The 20765-nt window shown below is 50.8% G+C and carries 23 protein-coding genes; all 23 read left to right on the top strand.

The genetic code is table 11. The annotated features are described in order from the left end of the window. Positions 1-7 precede the first annotated feature (7 nt). The 23 genes from fliF (at position 8) to HMPREF9412_RS25675 (ending at position 20752) form a co-directional block, all read left to right on the top strand. Positions 8-1588 carry a flagellar basal-body MS-ring/collar protein FliF gene (fliF, locus tag HMPREF9412_RS25785; protein ID WP_009594716.1) on the top strand — a complete coding sequence of 527 codons (1581 nt, stop codon included), beginning with the start codon at positions 8-10 and terminating at the stop codon, positions 1586-1588. Positions 1589-1599: 11 nt separating this feature from the next. Beyond that, positions 1600-2616, top strand: coding sequence for a flagellar motor switch protein FliG (gene fliG, locus HMPREF9412_RS25780; protein WP_015736330.1), 1017 nt, complete (start codon positions 1600-1602; stop codon positions 2614-2616). Then, positions 2609-3463: a FliH/SctL family protein gene (locus HMPREF9412_RS25775; protein ID WP_009594723.1), complete on the top strand. Its 855-nt coding sequence runs from the start codon at positions 2609-2611 to the stop codon at positions 3461-3463. Before fliG ends, HMPREF9412_RS25775 begins: the two co-directional genes overlap by 8 nt. Beyond that, a complete protein-coding gene (fliI, locus tag HMPREF9412_RS25770) occupies positions 3447-4766 on the top strand; it encodes a flagellar protein export ATPase FliI (protein WP_009594717.1) in 1320 nt (439 codons plus the stop codon). Before HMPREF9412_RS25775 ends, fliI begins: the two co-directional genes overlap by 17 nt. Positions 4767-4775: 9 nt before the next feature. Next, entirely contained in the window at positions 4776-5219 is a 444-nt protein-coding gene (gene fliJ, locus HMPREF9412_RS25765) for a flagellar export protein FliJ (protein ID WP_009594763.1), read from the top strand. A 38-nt stretch (positions 5220-5257) separates the two neighbouring features. Continuing rightward, a complete protein-coding gene (locus tag HMPREF9412_RS25760; RefSeq protein ID WP_036673622.1) occupies positions 5258-6190 on the top strand; it encodes a kinesin in 933 nt (310 codons plus the stop codon). A 46-nt stretch (positions 6191-6236) separates the two neighbouring features. Continuing rightward, a complete protein-coding gene (locus tag HMPREF9412_RS25755) occupies positions 6237-7583 on the top strand; it encodes a flagellar hook-length control protein FliK (RefSeq protein ID WP_009594730.1) in 1347 nt (448 codons plus the stop codon). 20 nt (positions 7584-7603) lie between these two features. Beyond that, positions 7604-8164 (top strand): flagellar hook capping FlgD N-terminal domain-containing protein, encoded by a 561-nt coding sequence (locus HMPREF9412_RS25750; RefSeq protein WP_009594722.1) that lies wholly within the window; start codon positions 7604-7606, stop codon positions 8162-8164. Then, positions 8161-8550 carry a TIGR02530 family flagellar biosynthesis protein gene (locus HMPREF9412_RS25745; protein ID WP_036673620.1) on the top strand — a complete coding sequence of 130 codons (390 nt, stop codon included), beginning with the start codon at positions 8161-8163 and terminating at the stop codon, positions 8548-8550. Before HMPREF9412_RS25750 ends, HMPREF9412_RS25745 begins: the two co-directional genes overlap by 4 nt. Positions 8551-8624: 74 nt before the next feature. Further along, a complete protein-coding gene (locus HMPREF9412_RS25740; RefSeq protein ID WP_009594695.1) occupies positions 8625-9449 on the top strand; it encodes a flagellar hook-basal body complex protein in 825 nt (274 codons plus the stop codon). Between the two features lie 51 nt (positions 9450-9500). Then, positions 9501-9725 carry a flagellar FlbD family protein gene (locus HMPREF9412_RS25735; RefSeq protein WP_009594749.1) on the top strand — a complete coding sequence of 75 codons (225 nt, stop codon included), beginning with the start codon at positions 9501-9503 and terminating at the stop codon, positions 9723-9725. Beyond that, complete coding sequence (locus tag HMPREF9412_RS25730; protein ID WP_009594755.1) at positions 9722-10186, top strand: flagellar basal body-associated FliL family protein; 465 nt, start codon at positions 9722-9724, stop codon at positions 10184-10186. Before HMPREF9412_RS25735 ends, HMPREF9412_RS25730 begins: the two co-directional genes overlap by 4 nt. 35 nt (positions 10187-10221) lie before the next feature. Further along, positions 10222-11220 carry a flagellar motor switch protein FliM gene (gene fliM, locus HMPREF9412_RS25725; protein ID WP_009594751.1) on the top strand — a complete coding sequence of 333 codons (999 nt, stop codon included), beginning with the start codon at positions 10222-10224 and terminating at the stop codon, positions 11218-11220. Further along, complete coding sequence (gene fliY, locus HMPREF9412_RS25720) at positions 11210-12472, top strand: flagellar motor switch phosphatase FliY (RefSeq protein WP_009594761.1); 1263 nt, start codon at positions 11210-11212, stop codon at positions 12470-12472. Before fliM ends, fliY begins: the two co-directional genes overlap by 11 nt. Positions 12473-12501: 29 nt before the next feature. Then, positions 12502-12867, top strand: coding sequence for a response regulator (locus HMPREF9412_RS25715; protein ID WP_006211317.1), 366 nt, complete (start codon positions 12502-12504; stop codon positions 12865-12867). Between the two features lie 11 nt (positions 12868-12878). Beyond that, entirely contained in the window at positions 12879-13403 is a 525-nt protein-coding gene (locus HMPREF9412_RS25710) for a flagellar biosynthetic protein FliO (RefSeq protein WP_036673618.1), read from the top strand. After that, positions 13400-14152, top strand: coding sequence for a flagellar type III secretion system pore protein FliP (gene fliP / locus HMPREF9412_RS25705; protein ID WP_009594726.1), 753 nt, complete (start codon positions 13400-13402; stop codon positions 14150-14152). Before HMPREF9412_RS25710 ends, fliP begins: the two co-directional genes overlap by 4 nt. Before the next feature lie 40 nt (positions 14153-14192). Then, entirely contained in the window at positions 14193-14462 is a 270-nt protein-coding gene (fliQ, locus tag HMPREF9412_RS25700; protein WP_009594725.1) for a flagellar biosynthesis protein FliQ, read from the top strand. 11 nt (positions 14463-14473) lie between these two features. Next, on the top strand, positions 14474-15262 hold the full coding sequence (fliR, locus tag HMPREF9412_RS25695) for a flagellar biosynthetic protein FliR (protein ID WP_036673615.1): 789 nt from the start codon (positions 14474-14476) through the stop codon (positions 15260-15262). A 20-nt stretch (positions 15263-15282) separates the two neighbouring features. Further along, the gene (gene flhB / locus HMPREF9412_RS25690) at positions 15283-16371 is read left to right on the top strand and encodes a flagellar biosynthesis protein FlhB (RefSeq protein ID WP_036673629.1); all 1089 of its coding nucleotides are present in this window, start codon (positions 15283-15285) and stop codon (positions 16369-16371) included. 24 nt (positions 16372-16395) lie between these two features. After that, complete coding sequence (flhA, locus tag HMPREF9412_RS25685) at positions 16396-18429, top strand: flagellar biosynthesis protein FlhA (protein WP_009594696.1); 2034 nt, start codon at positions 16396-16398, stop codon at positions 18427-18429. Then, positions 18426-19865, top strand: coding sequence for a flagellar biosynthesis protein FlhF (flhF, locus tag HMPREF9412_RS25680; protein ID WP_009594754.1), 1440 nt, complete (start codon positions 18426-18428; stop codon positions 19863-19865). The genes flhA and flhF overlap by 4 nt, the downstream gene beginning before the upstream one ends. Continuing rightward, a complete protein-coding gene (locus HMPREF9412_RS25675; protein ID WP_009594758.1) occupies positions 19862-20752 on the top strand; it encodes a MinD/ParA family protein in 891 nt (296 codons plus the stop codon). The genes flhF and HMPREF9412_RS25675 overlap by 4 nt, the downstream gene beginning before the upstream one ends. The last annotated feature ends 13 nt before the right edge of the window (positions 20753-20765 follow it).

The following is a 20765-nucleotide window of genomic DNA, read 5'->3' as shown; positions in this document are numbered from 1 at the left end:
TGACAATGTGAACGAGAGAATTACCCAATACCGGGAGAGAATGACCCAGTATTGGAACCAATTCAGCAACAAACAAAAAATAATGTTAATCGCTACCGTAGCATTTGTTCTAATTGCTCTTGTCGTACTAACGATGCAATTCTCTAAGACGAAGTATGAGGTAGCATTCCGGGATCTGAATTCCAGCGACGCCGCAGGCATCATCAGCCACTTGGAGACCCAGGGGATTTCCTACAAGCTGAGCGAGGACGGCAGAAGCATTCTGGTTCCGAGCACAAGCGCGGCTAAAGTCCAGATCGATGTAGGATCACAGGGACTGGTGCAGAATGGCACAATCGGATTCGAAACCTTCGAAAAGAATGCGTCAGCCATCGGAATGACGGATAACGAATTCGAAGTGAAATATGTAAATGCATTGAATGGCGAAGTCGAACGGCTGCTGGAGAAGATGCAGGGCGTTCAGGACGCAACGGTATTATTGAACCTGCCAAAAGAAAGTGTGTTCGCGAAAAACGGAAACGAAGATCAGGCCAGCGCTTCCGTGGTTGTGCAGTTCAAACCAGGCTATCGTCCTAATCAGGAAGTCATAGACGGGTACTACAACCTTGTAAAAACGGCCATTCCCAATTTGCCGATAGAGAACATTACAATCACCAATGACGAAGTCGAGCTGCTCGCAACAGCTAAAGGCGGTCAAGGCGGATTGATCGGCAAGGTGGAAGAAAATTTCGCGCTTCAGAAAAAATTCGAAAACGACGTAAGGCAAAATGTCCAGCAATTCCTCTCGCAGTACATGGGTTCGAATAAAGTCAATGTTCTTGTAGCTTCCAAACTGAACTTTGATCAGGTGCAAAGCAAGGAAAACATCGTAACCCCTGTGGATGAAGAAGAAATGAAGGGGATTGAGCTCAGCGTTCAGGAGATCCAGAAGAACTACTCGGGAACCGGCAGTCCTACAGGCGGCGTGGCCGGCGTAGGCGAAGAGGCCGTTCCGGGATATCCAAGCGATTCTGGAAGCGGAGAAACGAATTCGGAAGAGCTCTCCAAAACCGTTAACTATGAGGTTAACCGGATTACGAAGGATATCATTGCAAGTCCATATACTGTTAAAGATTTAACCATTAACGTCTCGGTTGAACCACCTGCCGGGCAACAAACTTTGGATGATGCCACAAGAACGGCTATTCAGAACATCCTGGTCAATATTGTAAGAGCATCGCTTTCGGATTCAGACTCTACTTATACAGACGCTGATTTGTCCAAAAAAGTTTCGGTTATTTCGCAGGTATTTAATGTAAATGCGGATGAAAATCCGAAATCCGTATTTTCACAGCCTGTATTATGGGGAATCGGTATCGCTGCGTTGGCATTGATTGCGGGAGGAACCTATTTCTTCATCCGCAGACGCAGACAGCAGCAGGAGGAGCTTGAAGAGGATATCCAGCTTCCGCCCGTTACGGAATTCCCGTCGATTAATCTCGAAAGCATAACCAATGAAAGCCAGGTTCGTAAGCAGCTCGAAACCTTGGCGAAGAAGAAGCCAGATGAATTCGTGAATTTACTTCGCACATGGCTAGCTGAGGAATAGAGGTGGAAGCATTGGCTAAGGGAAATAACCAAATGTTAAGCGGACGTCAAAAAGCGGCTATACTGCTCATTACACTTGGCCCGGAAGTGTCTGCTCAAATATTTAAGCATCTTCGAGATGAAGAAATCGAACAATTAACGCTCGAGATTGCGAATGTTCGCAAAGTCGACAGCGTCGAGAAAGATAGCATTATTCAGGAGTTCCATCAAATTTGCCTGGCCCAGGAATACATCTCGCAGGGCGGCATCAATTACGCGAAGGAGATTTTGGAGAAGGCGCTTGGACAGCAAAAAGCGATGGAAGTGATCAACAGGCTGACGGCAACGCTTCAAGTAAGACCGTTTGACTTCGCCCGTAAAGCGGATCCGAGCCAAATCCTGAACTTTATCCAGAATGAGAATGCCCAGACCATTGCACTCGTATTGTCTTATCTTCAATACGAGCAGGCATCCGCGATCCTGTCTTCGCTCCCGCAAGAGAAGCAGGCGGAGGTTGCGCGCAGGGTTGCAGTCATGGACAGTACTTCGCCGGAAGTCATCGCTCAGGTGGAGCGCGTGCTGGAACAGAAGCTGTCGGCTACGGTGACGCAGGATTACACCAGTGCGGGCGGCATCGAGTCCATCGTTCAAATTCTGAACGGCGTGGACCGCGGAACGGAACGGACGATCCTCGACTCCCTGGAAATCCAGGATCCCGAGCTTGCGGAAGAAATCAAGAAGCGGATGTTTGTATTCGAAGACATCGTCAACGTGGACAACCGTTCGATACAGCGCATCATCCGCGACGTCGAGAATGCGGATCTGCAGCTTGCGCTCAAGGTGGCAAGCGAAGAGGTGCGGGACGTTATTTTCCGCAATATGTCCAAGCGGATGGCCGAAACCTTCCGCGAAGAAATGGAATACATGGGACCGGTGCGGCTGCGTGACGTGGAGGAAGCCCAGACTCGGATCGTAAGCACGATCCGGAGACTCGAAGAAGCGGGTGAGGTTATTATTGCCCGCGGCGGAGGAGATGACATCATTGTCTAACTTGATCAAATCGTCCCACTATAAACCGATGGATGTGTTGAAAGAGTTGGATCTTGCTCGTCGTTACGCTTCGCCAACCGAGGAAACGGTGGAGGAGCCTGCACCGCCGACTGCCGAGCCGGCTGCTGCACAAACGCTGGCTGAAGCCGAACGTTTGAAACATGAAATGCTAAAGGACGCTCAGGAGTTTGCCGAAAGGCAAATCCGTGAGGCCTCGGAAGAGGCGCAGCGTCTGCTGACCGAAGCGCAGGAGCAGATTGAGGCTTGGTGGACCGAAAGAAGGCTTCAGGACGAGGATTTGTCCGAAACGCTGAAAATGGAAGGCTTTAATCAAGGATATGCGGAGGGCTCTGCCAAGGCGGAGCTTGAGATGAAGGAACTGATGGAGCAGGCGACGCTGCAAGCGAGCGAGCTGCTTCAGCTCGCGCACCAAGCCAAGGAAGATCTGATTCAGGAGGCGGAGCCGTTTTTGGTGGAGCTCAGCTGCAGCATTGCGGAGAAGGTGCTGGATCGTCAGCTTACGATCGAACCGGAATTCACGCTGGAGCTGATTCGAAAGAACCTGGCGCGCAAGCGGGAAAAAGGAATCATTTCCCTCTGCGTAGCTCCCGATCAGTTCGAATTCGTAAACGCCGCGCGGGAAGAGCTCGGATTATCGATCGACTCCCAGGCGGAGCTTCAAATTTTGCCGGACTCCACGGTAAAGGATCGCGGCTGCGTCATCCGTTCTTCCTTCGGAAGCGTGGATGCACGCATCGATACACAGCTGGCCGAGATCAAAAAAGAACTCGTACGGATCGCCCTTGATGTCGAGGAACGGAGAAATCAAGATGAAGAAGCTGAATAGCGCCCGGTACATGGACCATCTGAAACATTTGGATCCCGTTCGCATCAACGGCAAGGTTACGCAAGTCATCGGATTGATGGTGGAGTCCGAAGGGCCGGATGCCAGCATCGGCGACGTTTGCTACATCTATCCCACGAAGCAATCCAAGCCGCTCAAGGCCGAGGTCGTGGGTTTCAGAGACAATAAAGTGCTGCTGATGCCTCTCGGCGAGCTTCACTCCATTGGCCCGGGCTGCGATGTAGTGGGTACAGGCAAACCGCTGAGCGTGCAGGTAGGTTCGGAGCTGCTTGGCAAAGTGCTGGACGGATTGGGACAACCGCTCGACGGATCCATTATTCCGGCACGCATGCCGCATTATTCCACCCATAACGTTCCGCAGAACCCGCTTAATCGGCCCAGGGTTCAGGAGCCGATCAGCATCGGCGTGCGAGCGATTGACGGATTGCTCTCCATCGGCAAAGGCCAGCGTGTCGGCATATTCGCCGGCTCCGGCGTCGGGAAGAGTACCCTGATGGGAATGATCGCACGCAACACCTCAGCCGATGTCAATGTCATTGCCTTGATCGGTGAACGGGGACGAGAGGTGCTTGATTTCATCGAGCGGGACCTGGGTCCCGAAGGGTTGAAACGGTCCGTTGTGATCGTGGCCACCTCGGATCAACCGGCGCTCATCCGCATTAAAGGAGCCCTGATCGCCACCACGATCGCCGAATATTTCAGGGATCGCGGGCTGAACGTGATGCTGATGATGGATTCGGTTACCCGTTATGCGATGGCGCAGCGCGAAGTCGGGCTTGCCGTAGGGGAACCGCCGGCGATGCGCGGTTACACTCCGTCGGTATTTGCCAGTCTGCCGAAGCTTCTGGAACGCGCAGGCACGGGTCCGACGGGTTCGATCACCGCTTTTTACACGGTGCTGGTAGACGGCGACGACATGAACGAACCGATCGCGGACGCGGTCAGGGGGATCCTGGATGGTCACATCGTCCTGAACCGGAATATCGCCAACAAAGGCCATTTTCCGGCGATCGACGTGTTGGCCAGCATTAGCCGGGTCATGAAAGACATCTCGCCTGAGGAACAAATCGATGCCTCCGAGAACGTAAAGCGTTTGATGGCGATCTACAAGGACTCGGAGGATTTGATCAATATCGGAGCTTACCAACAGGGCTCGAATGCCGACATCGATGAATCGATCGAATACATCGGCCGCATCTGGGATTTTACGAAACAAAAAGTGAATGAGAAGACCACATTGGATGAGGTTCAGGAACGTTTGATTTCCGAGTTTTCAAGGAGATGACTTTGAAGAATGAAATTTCATTATGCATTCCAGAAAATCGTAGACCTGAAAAGCAACGAGAAAACGCAAGCGGAATGGATGCTGTCAAGCGCCATCGGGAAGCTGCAGGCGGAAGAGAAAAGCCTGAATGAGCTGTATGAGATGCGGGATCAAATGTACCGTGCTCAGCAGGAAGCGGCATCGCGGTGCGTGCCTGTCGCAGAAATCCGAAACATTCAAGTCTATGCAGAGCACCTGGAAGAATGCATTGAACGGAAACGGGATGACATACGGATCGCCCATGTCAATGTAACGAAGAAACAAAAGGTACTGTCCGACAAAATGCTTGACGAAAAAGTGTGGCTGAAGGCAAGAGACAAATCCCAAGAAAAGTTCCGGCATGAAAGTCTCCTTCGGGAACAAAACGAGCTGGACGAAATGGCGACGGTACGTTTTGCGATCAGAGCCCGTTAAGGTTTGCAAACACCGGTGGGTATGACCGCGAGGGAGGAATGAGTGTGGCACGAAAAGACATGCCGATTGATAAGGAAGAATCAGGCGGAGGATTTGAACGGATATTGTTGATTTTGGTACCTGCTATATTCACGATCGTTCTGCTCGGAGCGCTCGCCGTATTTTTCAGAGCCGATGTCCGGGATGGGCTGCTCGAAGTAGCCAATAAAATTCCGGTCGTTAAGAACTGGGTCCCTGACCCGGTGTTGACCCCGGAAGAGCAGAAGCTCAAAGAGGCGAAGCAGCAAGAAGAAAGCGCAGAAGCGACGATTGTGGAACTTAAGAAGCAGCTTGCCGAGAAAGAAGAAACGTTAAACGAAGTAACGGAGCAAAAAGCAACGCAGGAAAACAAGGTGAAAGAGCTGGAAACCCAAATAGAATCGATGCAAAGCACATCCACGGGCGGCGAGGCGGAAGAGGAAGACGCGTATACCAAGCAGATTCGTGAGCTGTCCAAGCTTTATGCGGACATGAGTCCCAGCAAAGCCGCACCGATCATGCAGAACCTGACGCTGGAAGAAATGGTGCTAATGCTGAGCCAAATGAAGAGCAGCAACCGGGTTGCCATCCTTCAGAAGATGGATCCGAAAACGGCGGCGGATGCAACCATGATGCTGAAAGACGCGGAGACCTCCGAAGATATGGCCATTGCCGCTTTGCAATCCAGGCTGAAGAAGAACGACGCGGAGGCTGCGCAGAAGAAAACCTCCGAGAACCTGGATAAAAGCCAGCTGAATCAGACTTTTGCCGGAATGACGCCCGCCAACGCCGCGGACCTGCTGATGCAAACGTACAAGATCAGCCCCGCGAAAACGATGACCATTCTAAATACGGTGGACGATGCTACGCGTTCGCGAATTTTAAATGCGATGTCCTCGAAAGACGCGGAGCTGGCAGCTAAGATATTGAATCGCCTGATGGGCTCTAAATAAGCTCTGAAATGAATCTCCATCCTCAGGAAAGGAGGTGAAATAGACGATGACAATAACGGTACAAAGCAGTATGTCTTCTTCCGTTAGCAGTACCGCGGGAAGCGGAAAGACCAGCGCAGCCGGTCAAGCGGCAACGGGTGTTTCCTTTGATGCGACGCTGGCTTACCAGATGAACGGCAGCGGCAGCGGCGCTGCAACAACTTCAACAGAAGTCGCGGCCAAGCTGGAATCCCTGCTTGCGCAGTATTCAGCGGAAACCGACGAATCGCTTGAAGGCTTAATGGAGCTGCTTCAAGGATTGCTGCAGGAGCTAGATACCATGGACCAGGCGTTAGAAGAGGATCCATCGTTATTGCAAGAGCTGCAGAACTGGCTGACGCAAGCGAACCTTCTGTTGAGCGGAACAGCTCCTCACGCCCAAGGTAACGCTGACGGCAATGAAATGCCGCCATTGGCTTCCCATCCGGTAACGATTCGGTTTGCGGTACAGGACACGATCAGCCAGCTGGCTTCGATGCTATCCAAATCGGGTCAAGTGGACCTCCAGACGGAGGCAGCCGTCAAACAACTAGTCCAGTCCTTCCAAAGTTTGCTTGGTCAAGGAACGGGGACTGGAGAAAGTAAAGCAAGCGGCAGTTTTGCCAACATCCTGAGCCAAAAGCAGCCGGACGCGGTACAACCTAACATTGCAGCGAATACTGCAGGACAGTCGGCTTCATCTGAGACAACGGGGCAAGCGAACGCTAAATGGTCTACTCTGGCCACAAGTACCCCGGTTGACGGCACAGCAGCTGAATTTGCGTTAAACGAAGGAGATTCCCTATTGGAGCAGGGAACGGTTACTGCCGGTCAGCTGGCCCTGCGTTCCGGAACCCAAGTTGCGGTGAAACCTGCAGCTCCGCCGGTGCCTGTTGAGAATTTTTCTAACGAAATGACTTCCTTCATTATTAATAAGCTCGAAATCGTGAAGCAAACCGGTTTTACCGAAGCGAGAATCTCCTTGAATCCGGAGCATCTGGGCCAAGTAGACATCAAGCTAACGATGCAGAATGGCCAGTTGATCGCACAGTTCATGACGCGGTCGACGGATGCTAAAGAGCTGATTGACCAGCAAATGGCACAGCTTCGAAGCGCATTGCTGGCCCAAGGACTTCAAGTTGAGAAAATTGAAGTTACGCAGAGCAGCCAGCCATCCAATGCCAATCTTTATCAGGATGGACGTCAGCCTGGATCAGGACAGCAGCAGCCGCAGCACCGCTCGAAGGAAAAAGATAGGCCTTCCGACGATGCCGTTCTTGCCGCGAATTTGACGGAAGAATTGAACGATTGGATTGCCGAGCATCAAGCCGACGATGAGACCTTGCAAGCAGGAACATTTACCGCGAAAGCCTAACAGTGAGGAGGTGAGCTTGGATGGCAACAAATCCGGTATCTACGAATAATATGTGGCCCAATTATGCCAAAGGAAACGTCAGCACTAAAAACGGAAACGGCCAAGAGCTTGGAAAGGACCAGTTCTTAAGCATTCTGATTACGCAATTGCGGCATCAGGATCCGCTTCAGCCGATGCAGGACCGGGAATTTATTGCCCAAATGGCCCAGTTTACTTCACTGGAGCAGCTGATGAATATCAATACTCAATTAACGGCAATGAGCCAGTCTTTGGGTGCTGCTTCAAGTTTGATCGGTAAACAGATCAGCTGGATGTTCAAGCCGGAGGATGGCTCAGATTCCGTCATGAAGAGCGGTCTTGTGGATTCCATCATCGTCCGCGAAGGCGTCCATTACGCAAAAGTCGGTGAAAGTGAAGTATCGCTTGACCAGATCGTGAAAATCGAGAACGCTATGGCCGAGAATGATCCAGGAGCAACGGATCCTTTACCTTCCGAACCTGAAGCAAGCAATCCGGATCCGGGAGAGCCTGAAGCCGGAGACCCGGGACAAGATGAAGAGTCTGGGGGAACCTCGCCATGAGTGACCGTATGATGATCGGGCATTTATTTCCCGGGAAAATACATCCCGCAGCGCTTCACAATGAACGAAAAACAACGCAAGCTCAACATAATCCTCCACCCGGGACGTTCCAGGAGCTCTTAAATGAGAATCTCCTTAAAATTAGCAATCATGCGGCGAAGAGATTACAGCAGCGCGGCATTGAATTGAAGGGTGATCAGTTGGAACAGATCCAGAGTGCGGTGGATAAAGCCGCAGCGAAGGGGAGCAAGGAATCGCTCATTCTGATGAAGGACATGGCCCTTATCGTGAATATTCCGAATCGGACCGTAGTTACGGCGATGGATGGCAAGGCGATGAAAGACAACGTGTTCACGCAAATCGATAGTGCAGTTATTATTTCATAAATCTGGCTGGCCCGTGAGGAAGCCAGGCGGCCGCTGATCGACAGAAGCGGTCCATAACAGAAGGAGGAAAATCGATGTTAAGATCCATGTATTCCGGCATTTCCGGAATGAGAGGTTTCCAAACCAAACTTGACGTCATTGGTAATAATATTGCCAACGTAAATACGGTTGGGTTTAAAGCGGGACGTGTCATGTTTAAAGATATTCTCAGCCAAACGATGTCCGGCGTAACGCCGGGAACCGACGATCCATCCGGCGGCGTAAACGCGAAGCAGATCGGTCTCGGCGTATCCATCGGCTCGATTGATACTTTGCATACGCCAGGCAGTGCAATGACAACCAATAATCCGACAGACCTGAGAATTGACGGAGACGGATTCTTCATGGTGAAGCTCAGCGAGGATCAAGAAGTGCCTTTCTTAACTCGTGCTGGCGACTTCCATGTCGACGTAGCGCGTAACCTGGTCACTTCGGACGGTATGCTCGTTCTCGATTCGGCGGGTGACCCAATCCAGCTGGACGAAGAGGTTACGGCATTCACAATTGCTCAGAATGGCGCCATCATTCAGAAGATGAGTGACGGAACGACGGAAGAAGGAGCCATTATCGGCGTTGCGAAAATTCCGAATCCGGAAGGCCTGGAAAAAATCGGAGGCAATATGTATCGCGTGACCCTGAATGCAGTTCCGGATGGTGATCTGGCTGCCGTCATGTTTGATGGGAATAACGCGGAAGAAGGAACAGGTGCGATTATTGCCGGTCAGCTTGAAATGTCCAACGTTGACTTGACAGGCGAATTTTCTGAAATGATCGTCGCTCAGCGCGGCTTCCAAGCTAACTCCCGGATTATCACGACTTCGGATGAAGTGCTTCAAGAAGTTGTCAATCTGAAACGATAAGGATGGATAGGGAGGGGCCCTCCCCTCCCTAATTAAACAAGGAGGCTATCCATGATATCGGTAACGAGGTTAAATGGTTCGCAGTTGTGGCTTAACGCGCTGTTGATAGAAATGGTTGAGGAGACTCCTGACACCTACATTACTTTGATTAATGGAAAACGGATGATTGTGCTTGAAAGTGCAAATGAAATCATCGCTTCCGTTAAGGCGTATCACCACGAGGTAGGCATTCATCAAGCCACCATTAAAGTGCAGCAATTGGAGGAACCTTCATGAAAAAGATGCTCCCCTGGTTAATTACGATCCTGTTATCGATTACGCTGATTGTCCTGGCCATCTTCCTGTTGTCGGACAAGCTGCTTGGCGATAACGGAAAAAGTCAGGCTTCGGCCAATGCCGCGGCTTTATCTAAGTTGTCGGCCGACGAGATCGTAAAGATGACATCGGAAATAACCGGTATCAAGACGAATCTGGCAGATCCTGAATTTGTTGCCCAGATGGCCTTTGCTTTTCAGCTTAACGATAAAAAAGCAAAGGAAGAGTTCGATAAAATCAAGGAAATCAAGATCAAACCAATTATTATCAAAACGCTGGCCGACACGAAACCCGAATTACTGAATGATTCCAAAGGGCGCGAACAGTTTATTGCCAAGCTGCAAAACCTGATCAATAAGTCGTTAACGTCCGGTCACTTGATTCAAATCGAAATGACAGAAGTAATGATCGTAGGTATCTAGACTGTTCGTCGGACGACCTGTAAGGGGGTGAGTAGATGGTTGATGTTTTATCGCAGAATGAGATCGATGCCTTATTGGCCGCTCTCTCTTCAGGGGAAATGGATGCTGAAGAACTGAAAAAAGAGGAAACGCAAAAGAAAATCCGTTCTTACGATTTTAAGAGGGCCCTCCGTTTTTCGAAGGATCATATTCGAAGCTTGACTCGGATCCACGAGAACTTTGCACGCTATTTGACGACCTACTTCTCGGCGCAGTTACGTACTTTTGTGCAAATCAACGTGGTGCAGGTTGAACAGCTTCCGTATGATGAATTTATTCGCTCCATACCAAAAATGACAGTTCTTAATATATTTGAAGCCGAACCGCTCGTAGGTCGGATGGTGCTTGAGGTCCATCCCAACATTGCCTACGCGATGCTGGACCGATTGCTTGGAGGAACGGGCATTGCTCCGTCTTCCATCAGCTCGATGACCGAAATCGAAACGATTATCATGGAGCGCATATTCAGCCGGGCGTTCGATAGCCTCCAGGAGGCATGGAAAACGGTACTGGATATATCCCCGCGCCTCGAAGCATTGGAAACGAATCCGCAATTCATGCAGATCGTGTCACCGAACGAAACCATTGCGCTAATATCCCTTAGCACAAAAATCGGCGATACCACGGGCATGATTAACCTGTGCATACCGCATGTGGTGCTGGAGCCGATCATGTCCAAGCTGTCCGCGCATCAATGGTTCATCTCGGAGAAAAAAGCGAGCGTTCCGGAGGAAGTGGATGCTCTTAAACAGCGCGTAAGCAAAGCCAAGCTTCCGATCGTTGCCGAGCTGGGCGTTTCGCAGCTTACCGTGTCCGAGTTCTTGGGACTGAGCGTCGGCGACGTTATTTCGTTAAACAAGCCGATGCATGACGGACTATCCATCAAGGTCGGCGACAAATTAAAGTTTATTGGCAGTCCCGGAACGATAAAAGACCGGGTTGCTGTACAAATCGATGAAATTGTCATCGAAGGAGCTGAAGAATTTGACGAGTAAAGATTATTTATCCCAGGAAGAAATCGACGCTTTGTTAAAACAGTCGGAAATGGCATCACCAGCATCAATTCCTTCGGCGGCGACTGTCGATGACGTATTAACACCTCTGGAGCAGGATGCGCTGGGTGAGATCGGTAACATAACCTTCGGCAGCGCTGCAACCGCCCTGTCCACCTTGCTGGGCAAAAAAGTGGACATCACGACCCCCAGAGTTTCGATCATTAAGCGAAGCGAGTTCGAGGAAGAATTTCCGAAGCCGCATGTTGCGGTACATGTTAAGTACGTGGACGGATTTGAAGGAATTAATTCGCTGGTCATTAAGACACGCGATGCACAGGTCATTGCCGATCTCATGTTAGGCGGGGAAGGCAACCCGGTGGAAGAGGAACTCAATGAGATTCATATCAGTGCCGTTCAGGAAGCGATGAATCAGATGATGGGGTCTTCCGCAACGAGCATGTCGACGATTTTCAACCGGTTTGTCAATATATCGCCGCCAGGCATTGACATTCTCAACATGGCGAACGGGGAAGGGGTCAACAACCTGCCGCCGGATGAAACACTGATTAAGATTTCTTTCCGATTAATTATCGGTGAACTTATTGATTCAACCATTATGCAGCTGCTGCCCGTTCATTTCTCCAAGGATATGGTTCACATGCTCATCAACGGGACAGAAGAACCGCAGCCTGCGAAGCAGGAAGCTGCTCCGGCGGTGGAAGCGCCGGCCAGTACCCAGGAATCGGTACAAGCACCGGTTAATCCGGCACAAACCCAAGACATGGGTCAAGGCTACGATTATGGACAAGGCTACGGTCAGCCTATGCCAGGACATGGCGGGCCCATCCCGCAGCAATCCATGCCATACGGTCAGCCGCAGACGCCTTACCAAGCACAGCCGCAGCAGTATGGCGGCATGCCGAATCGCAATGTGAATGTACAGCCCGTGCAGTTCGCTAATCTGCAATCAGCACCGTACACCCAGGTGGATGAAAACAATCTGAACTTACTGATGGACATTCCCCTTAAAGTCACCGTAGAATTAGGGAGGACCCAAAAGCAAATTAAGGATATCCTGGAAATGTCGCAAGGTTCGATTATCGAGCTGGACAAGCTGGCCGGTGAGCCTGTTGACATCCTCGTCAATCATAAACTGATTGCCAAAGGCGAGGTCGTTGTCATCGATGAGAACTTTGGCGTGCGTGTGACGGATATCGTAAGCCAATGGGACCGGATTCAAAAATTACAATAGCACAAACATTTTAGGGAGGATTTTTATCAATGGCTAACCGAATTCTGATCGTGGACGATGCTGCATTTATGAGAATGATGATCCGTGACATATTGGTCAAGAACGGATTCGAGGTTGTGGGGGAAGCACAGGACGGTGCACAAGCAATCGAGAAATTTAAAGAACTTCGTCCAGATCTGATTACGATGGATATTACGATGCCGGAAATGGATGGTATCGCAGCGCTTAAAGAGATTAAAAAAGTAGATGCCAATGCCAAAGTAATTATGTGCTCTGCCATGGGTCAGCAAGCGATGGTTATTGACGCAATCCAAGCCGGAGCGAAAGACTTCATCGTTAAACCGTTCCAATCGGACAGAGTTATTGAAGCCATCAACAAGACGCTTGGCGTATAAGGATTCTTCTTATGATGATGGCAGCTTCTGACAGATTGGGCTCAAGTAGTACTACCGGGTATTATTTACAGTTGTTTTATGTCTTTATCGTACTTGCCATCATCATTGCGTTGATCGTGTTCCTGATTCGCTTTCTAGGCAGAAAGAATCAGAGCTGGATGCAGGGCCGCTCCATTCGTACTTTGGGTGCGGTTGGTATGGGCCCTAACAAATCCCTTCAGCTCGTCGAAATTGGGGGCAGCATCTATGTGATCGGAGTTGGCGAAGACGTCCGGTTGGTGGACAAAATTTCTGATCCCGCTGAAGTTGCGCTTATCCAAGCTGCATTTGAACAGGATTCTGGAATACATAATGGGGCACTGCCGCCTTTTATAACGAAATTGGCGGCAAAACTCCGTAAAGACAAACCACCGGAAGAAATTGAGTTGGACGATACATCTTCTTTCCATGAAGTGTTCGAATCCAAGCTGCGCAGCGTACCGAACCGGAAAGAAAAGGTCGAAGAATTGCTGCGGGAGGATCATAAGGATTCATGAATAAAAAGATCTCGTACGCTATCACGATTTTCATCATGTTTGGATTATTGTTTTCCCATACGGCATTCGCGGATCCGATTCCGAACATTGATATTCAAATCGGTAATGAGGGAGATGCACCGGGGACAAGCTCCTTGTCCTTGATACTCCTGATCACCATTCTTAGTATTGCACCGGCGATTCTGGTGCTGATGACAAGTTTTACAAGGATTGTTATCGTGCTCGGCTTTGTCCGTACTTCGCTCGGAACACAGCAAACACCGCCAAACCAAGTGTTGATCGGCCTGGCGCTGTTCCTTACCTTGTTCGTTATGGCTCCCACGTTGTCCTCGATGAACGAGGTCGCGCTGCAGCCCTACCTCAAAGGGGAGATCACTCAAGCGGAAGCACTGGATAAGGCTCAAGACCCGATGAAGAAGTTCATGTTCGCGCACACAAGGGAAAAGGACCTGTTGCTGTTCATGAATTACACCGGCGCGGAGAAACCCGAATCCTACGAGGACATTCCATTAACGGTTTTAGTTCCGGCATTTGCCATTAGCGAGCTGAAGACGGGTTTCCAAATGGGTTTTATGATCTTCATCCCGTTTCTGGTCATCGATATCGTGGTTGCCAGCGTGCTGATGGCAATGGGGATGATGATGCTGCCGCCGGTCATGATCTCGCTGCCATTCAAGATTTTGCTCTTTGTTTTGGTGGACGGCTGGTATCTGGTAGTGAAATCCATGCTGATGAGCTTTAACCCGTAGCAATAAGCGGCAAGCAATTCGAATACAGGGGGACTAAGCCGTGAGCGCTGAATTTATTATCGGTCTGGCAGGACAAGCGGTCTATATTGTGCTCCAGGTGAGCGCGCCGATGCTGGTTCTCGCACTGGTTGTGGGACTAATCATCAGTATTTTTCAAGCGACAACACAAATCCAGGAACAGACGCTGGCTTTCGTACCAAAAATCATTATCGTTCTTGTAGCGTTACTGCTGTTTGGTCCTTGGATCTTAACGACGTTAGTGGATTTTACGCACGGTATTTTGGACAATCTCTACAAATATATCGGATAGGCTGAGTGTCCATGGAATGGTTGCAGCAAAGTTTACCAGTTTTCATGCTTATTTTTTGTCGAATAACATCTTTTTTTGTAATATCGCCAGTGTTTGCTTCGCGCGGTATACCTTCTTCTTACAAAATAGCCCTGTCGGCCATTATCGCCCTGATCGTTTATCTATCGTTCGGGCTCGGGGAAGTGGTTCCGCAAGATCTGTCATACGTCATCTTAATCGTCCAGGAAGTGCTGGTGGGACTGCTTCTAGGGTTCACTGCTTATCTCATCATGGCTGTCGTCCAAACTGCCGGGGCATTAATTGATATTCAGATCGGTTTCAGCATGGCGAATGTCATCGACCCGTTTACGGGGACGTCCACCCCATTAATCGGGAACTTCAAGTATTATCTCGCTCTGCTGGTGTTCCTGAGCATGAATGGTCACCATTATTTGTTTGATGCAATTATGTACAGTTATGATTGGATCCCAATCACGGGTGACGTGTTTGGGAAGATACATGAGGGTAACGTAACGGATTTTCTCGTTCGGACATTCTCGCACTCGTTTGTATTGGCCATTCAAATGGCGGCTCCGCTGGTGGCAGCCCTGTTCCTGACCGATGTTGGGCTTGGCTTTCTGGCAAGGACGGCTCCGCAGTTCAACGTGTTTGTCATCGGGATTATTATCAAAATCATCGTTGGGCTCGTGCTGCTGATGCTGCTTATGCCGATGCTGGTGTCCCTGTTTGATCATCTGTTTGCCAAAATGTTTGAAGCGCTCCGTGAGCTGCTCGGCGTTCTTGGCGACGAGCCGACTTAAGGAGGATGGAGGTGAAGCGGATGTCATACCGGTATCCGGTCGACTTACAGCTGTTCGCTGGCGAAAAGACGGAGAAAGCCACACCGAAGAAGCGCCAGGATACGCGTAAGAAGGGCCAAGTTGCCAAGAGCATGGAGGTATCGGGTGCATCGGTTTTGCTGGCGGCTTTCTTCTGCCTGTTGATCTTTGGCGGTTATATGAGGGACCGCACCGTTCGACTATTCACCGATATATACATTAATCGGCTCTCCATGAATGTAACGAAAGATAATGTGATGCAGCTGTTCGGGGAATATGGCGTTCAAATCTTGCTTCTGCTCGCGCCTTTGTTCATTTCGATTTTCGTAATAGCGCTGGTCGCTAATTATTTGCAGGTCGGGTTTATGTTAACCGGCGAGACGCTGAAAATGAAGTTCAGCAAAATCGACCCCATCAAGGGGTTCAAAAATATATTCTCGATGCGTTCATTGGTCGAGTTTTTGAAATCGGTCATCAAGTTGACCATTATCGGTTACCTCGTGTACAGCACCTTATGGGCTGCCAGGGAGGATTTGTCCTCCTTATCGACGATGGGACCCGATACCATCTTTCATTTCGTGGCCGATATCACCATGTCGCTCGGTTTTAAGATTGCCGTCGGGCTGATCATTCTGGCCGTTCTGGATTACATGTATCAGAAATACGATTACGAGAAAAACATTCGGATGTCCAAGCAGGACATCAAAGACGAGTACAAAAAAATGGAAGGCGATCCGCTGATCAAAGGAAAGATCAGGGAGCGCCAGCGTCGGATGGCACTTCAGCGGATGATGCAGGAAGTTCCGAATGCCGACGTCATCATCACGAACCCGACCCACTTCGCAGTGGCGATCAAATATGACGGGTCCACGATGGAAGCTCCGCAAATCATTGCAAAAGGCCAAGATTTCATGGCCTTGCGGATTAAGGAAATCGCGAAGGAACACGGAATTATAACGATGGAAAACAAGCCGCTGGCACGCGCTTTGTACCAACGGTCGGAAATCGGGGATTCGATTCCGGGAGACCTGTTCCAGGCCGTAGCGGAAGTGCTGGCCTATGTATATAAACTAAAAGGTAAAGCGAAATAACTAGGGACCGGAGGCGTCTGTGCAGTGAAAATAAAAGATCTATCTGTCCTTGCGGGTGTCATTGGCATCGTACTCATGATGATTCTTCCGATCCCGATATGGCTGCTCGATGTACTTCTGATTATCAATATCTCGCTGGCGCTCATCATTTTGCTGGTGGCCATGAATACGAAGGAAGCGCTCGATTTCTCCATTTTTCCTTCCTTATTGCTCATCACGACACTCTTTCGAGTAGCGCTTAACATATCGACAACGAAGCTGATCCTGTCGGAAGCTAACGCAGGCGAAGTTGTTGCCACGTTCGGCAAATGGATTGCCAACGGCGAAATTGCGGTTGGCTTCATCGTCTTCTTGATCCTCGTCGTCGTACAGTTCATCGTCATTACCAAAGGCTCGGAACGGGTAGCCGAGGTTGCGGCAAGATTTACCCTCGACGCGATGCCGGGTAAGCAGATGAGCATCGATGCGGATCTGAACGCGGGTCTGATCAATGAGCAGCAAGCCAGGGAGCGCCGCAGCAAGATCGAGCGCGAAGCCGACTTTTACGGCGCCATGGATGGTGCGAGTAAATTCGTCAAGGGTGATGCCATCGCCACGATCGTCATCATGCTCATCAATCTGATCGGCGGATTTATTATCGGGATCTCGATTCACGGCATGTCGTTCGGAGACGCGATGAGCACCTACTCGATCCTGACGATCGGGGACGGATTGGTCAGCCAGATTCCGGCTCTCCTGATTTCCACGGCAGCGGGCCTGATTGTTACGCGTGCTTCATCCGAAGGAAATCTGGCTGAGGATCTGACAGGGCAGCTCTTCTCATATCCTCATCTGTTGTACATTGTTGCAGGGACCGTCCTGCTGCTGGGGATCTTCACACCGATTCATCTGATCACGACCGCGCCGATTGCACTCATACTTTTTATCGCGGCACGGACGATGCAGAACAATTTGGATCGCAAGCAGGTGGAAGTGGAGCAGTTGGAAGAGGAACAGCAGATCGAAGAGGTGCGAAGCCCGGAAAGTGTGATCAACCTCTTGCAGGTCGATCCTATCGAATTCGAATTCGGATATGGGTTGATTCCGCTGGCAGACGCGCAGCAGGGCGGGGACTTATTGGACCGTATCATTATGATCCGGAGACAATGCGCGCTTGAACTGGGGCTCGTCGTGCCGGTCATCCGAATTCGCGACAATATTCAACTAAAACCGAACGAATATGTCATAAAAATAAAAGGGAATGCTGTCGGCGGCGGTGAATTATTATTAAATCACTATCTCGCCATGAGCCCGGGATACGAGGACGATTCCGTAACAGGGATCGAGACGACGGAACCGGCGTTCGGGCTTCCTGCACTGTGGATTGACGAAGCCATGAAGGAACGGGCGGATCTGGCTGGTTATACCGTTGTGGATCCACCGTCCGTCGTTGCTACCCATCTGACGGAACTCATTAAGAGACATGCCCATGAGCTGATCGGACGCCAGGAAACCAAGGCATTGGTAGACAATATTCGAGAAAGCTATCCGGTCCTTGTGGACGAGCTCATTCCTTCCGTGCTGACCATCGGGGAAGTGCAAAAGGTATTGGCCAAGCTCCTCCGCGAGAAGATCTCCATCCGGGATATGGTTACGATTCTCGAGACCCTTGCCGACTACGGGCATTATTCGAAGGACCCTGATGTCCTTACCGAATATGTAAGGCAAGCCCTCTCACGGCAGATTACACAGCAATACGCTCAAGAAGGAGAGGCGATGCGTGTCATCACGGTCGGACCGCAGCTGGAGAAGAAGATCGCCGAGAGCGTTCAGCAGAGCGACCAAGGAAGCTATCTCGCGATGGATCCGGCATCCACGCAGAGCGTGTTTCAAAAGCTCAGCGAGCAGGTCAATCGGATTATTCAGATGGGACAGCAGCCCGTGCTGCTGACCTCGCCGGCCATAAGAATGTATCTGCGGCAGGTCATTGAACGAAGCATGCAGGATATCCCGGTGTTGTCCTATAGCGAGCTGGAGCCTAACGTCGAAATTCAAAGTGTCGGAGTGGTGAACTTATGAGAGTGAAAAGGTATATCGTCGACACGATGCCTGAGGCGATGCAGCATATTCGTACGGATTTGGGTGCGGATGCCGTCATACTGAGCACGAAGGAAACCAAGGTAGGCGGGTTCCTCGGGATGTTCACCCGCAAGAAAATAGAGGTGATCGCGGCGGTAGAGCAGGCGGAGAAGCCCAAGGGCTCTGCCCCGGTCAAGCCCAAAGTTACGCCTTCTGTTCCCTCAGGGGCTGTACCCAAGGCCTACCAGCGAACGGCTGAAATTTCGAAGCAAGGCCCTAAAACCTCCCCGCTTCCAGTGAATAACGCGGATAACGCAGCGGATGCGCGGCAAGAGGCCGACTATAGCCGCTTTGCCGAGTTGCTTAGCCAGGTGGCAGCTTCCGAGGAGGTTGTGGACAGGCAAAAGGACGAGGTCAGCCAGACGCAGCAGACTGCAGAGGCCGATACGGCAGCGGTACGCAGCGATTCAACGGAAGCCGCTGCTTCTGTTGAAGCAAAGAAACCATCCCGCGGGGGACAGGAGGAGTCGTTAAGTTCACGACTGGGAATCAGCGAATCCGAACAGAGGGTCCTTGAAGAGCTTAAGGAAATGAAGGAATGGATCGCGCGATTATCCAGGCAGAATCTGGAGGCGCAGCATCTTCCCGAGCCGCTGCATGTTATCCGGGATCAGCTGCTGAAGCAGGATCTATCGGCCAAGCTGGCGGAAGAGTGGCTCGCGGCCGCGGAAGATGCCTGGAAAGCCAGCCAAATGCAGATGAGCGAGACCGAGCTTCTGAACGTGATTTATAAGCAGGCCGAGGCGTTCCTTGAGGGGCGTATCGGCGACGGCGTTCAGCCCGGGACGCGGATCGTATATGTCGCTGGCCCAACGGGGGTCGGCAAAACAACCACGATTGCGAAGATCGCTGCAGAGCAGCTGTTCCGTAATCAACGCAAGGTAGGCTTCATTACGTCCGATACGTATCGGATATCCGCCGTTGAACAGCTTCGCACTTATGCTTCCATTCTCAATGTGCCGATGGAGGTCGTGCAGTCGCCCGGCGACATGCAGCGAGCCCTTCAGAAGCTCCAGGATTGCGATTTGGTATTAATGGATACGGCCGGCCGGAACTATCGGAATGAGCTGCTCGTTTCCGAGCTTCAAAGCCTGTTCTCCCATTCCGATCAAAGCGAAACTTATCTTGTTCTCAGCCTCACATCCAAGAGCAGCGATATGATCGAAATCGCGGATCATTTCAGCAAATACGAGCTGGATAAGGTCATATTCACGAAGATGGATGAAACCGGAAGCTACGGCGCCTTGTTTAATCTGATCGATGCCCACAACCTTCGCCTGTCTTATATGACCAATGGTCAAAATGTGCCCGATGATCTGTTGATGGCCGACCCTGAACGGTTATGCCATCTGCTGCTGGGAGAGAGTCGTACATGACGGACCAAGCTCACTCGCTTCGCCAGTTGGTTTCGGCCCAGCAGCCCGGGGATAGCGCCAAGGCGACCTCCGCAAGAACCGCCAAGATCATAACCGTCAGCAGCGGCAAAGGCGGGGTTGGGAAATCCAATTTCACGTTAAATTTTGCATTGACTTTGCAATCGTTGGGAAAAAGGGTTCTGGTCTTTGATGCCGATATCGGCATGGCAAACATTGACGTTCTGATGGGTGTTACCTCTCGGTACAGCCTGTATCATCTCATCCGCCGGGAGAAGAGCATAGAAGAAGTGATCCAGTATGGGCCGGATAAGCTGCCTTACATTGCCGGAGGTTCGGGTTTGGCGGACATGATGTCCCTGTCCGAGGAAGAGATGGATTATTTCATATCCCAGATCGAGCGCATTGCTTCCGGGATGGACTACATCATCTTCGATACAGGGGCCGGCTTATCCAAGGAAAACATGAAGTTTATTACCTCCGCTGATCAATGCCTTGTCGTTACGACGCCGGAGCCGACGTCCATCACGGATGCCTATGCGTTAATCAAGGTGGTCCACGGCACGGAAAGCAAGGTTCCGTTCAGCCTGATCGTCAACCGTGCAGGGGACGAGGAAGAGGCTCGTGAGGCGGCGGGCAAAATTATTTTGACGGCCCAGCGTTTTCTGGACATCGACATCAAGCTGCTCGGCTCGATTGCCGATGATACGCATGTTGTCCAGTCCGTTAAGCGGCAGGTTCCGTTTACGGCAGCTTATCCACGGTGTAACGCTTCCAGTGATATCAGACGGATCGCGCTTCGTTACTTGGCCGTTCCTGCTGTCGCGGAGCCGGAAACTCCGAAGGGAATCAAAGGATTTATGCATCGATGGCTTAAACGTACGAAATGATTCTTCGGTTGGA

The sequence above is a fragment of the Paenibacillus sp. HGF5 genome, from assembly GCF_000204455.1.
Taxonomy (GTDB): domain Bacteria; phylum Bacillota; class Bacilli; order Paenibacillales; family Paenibacillaceae; genus Paenibacillus_AQ; species Paenibacillus_AQ lautus_A.
Note: the sequence above shows the minus strand (reverse complement) of the source record. Positions and strands in the feature narration are given on the sequence as shown.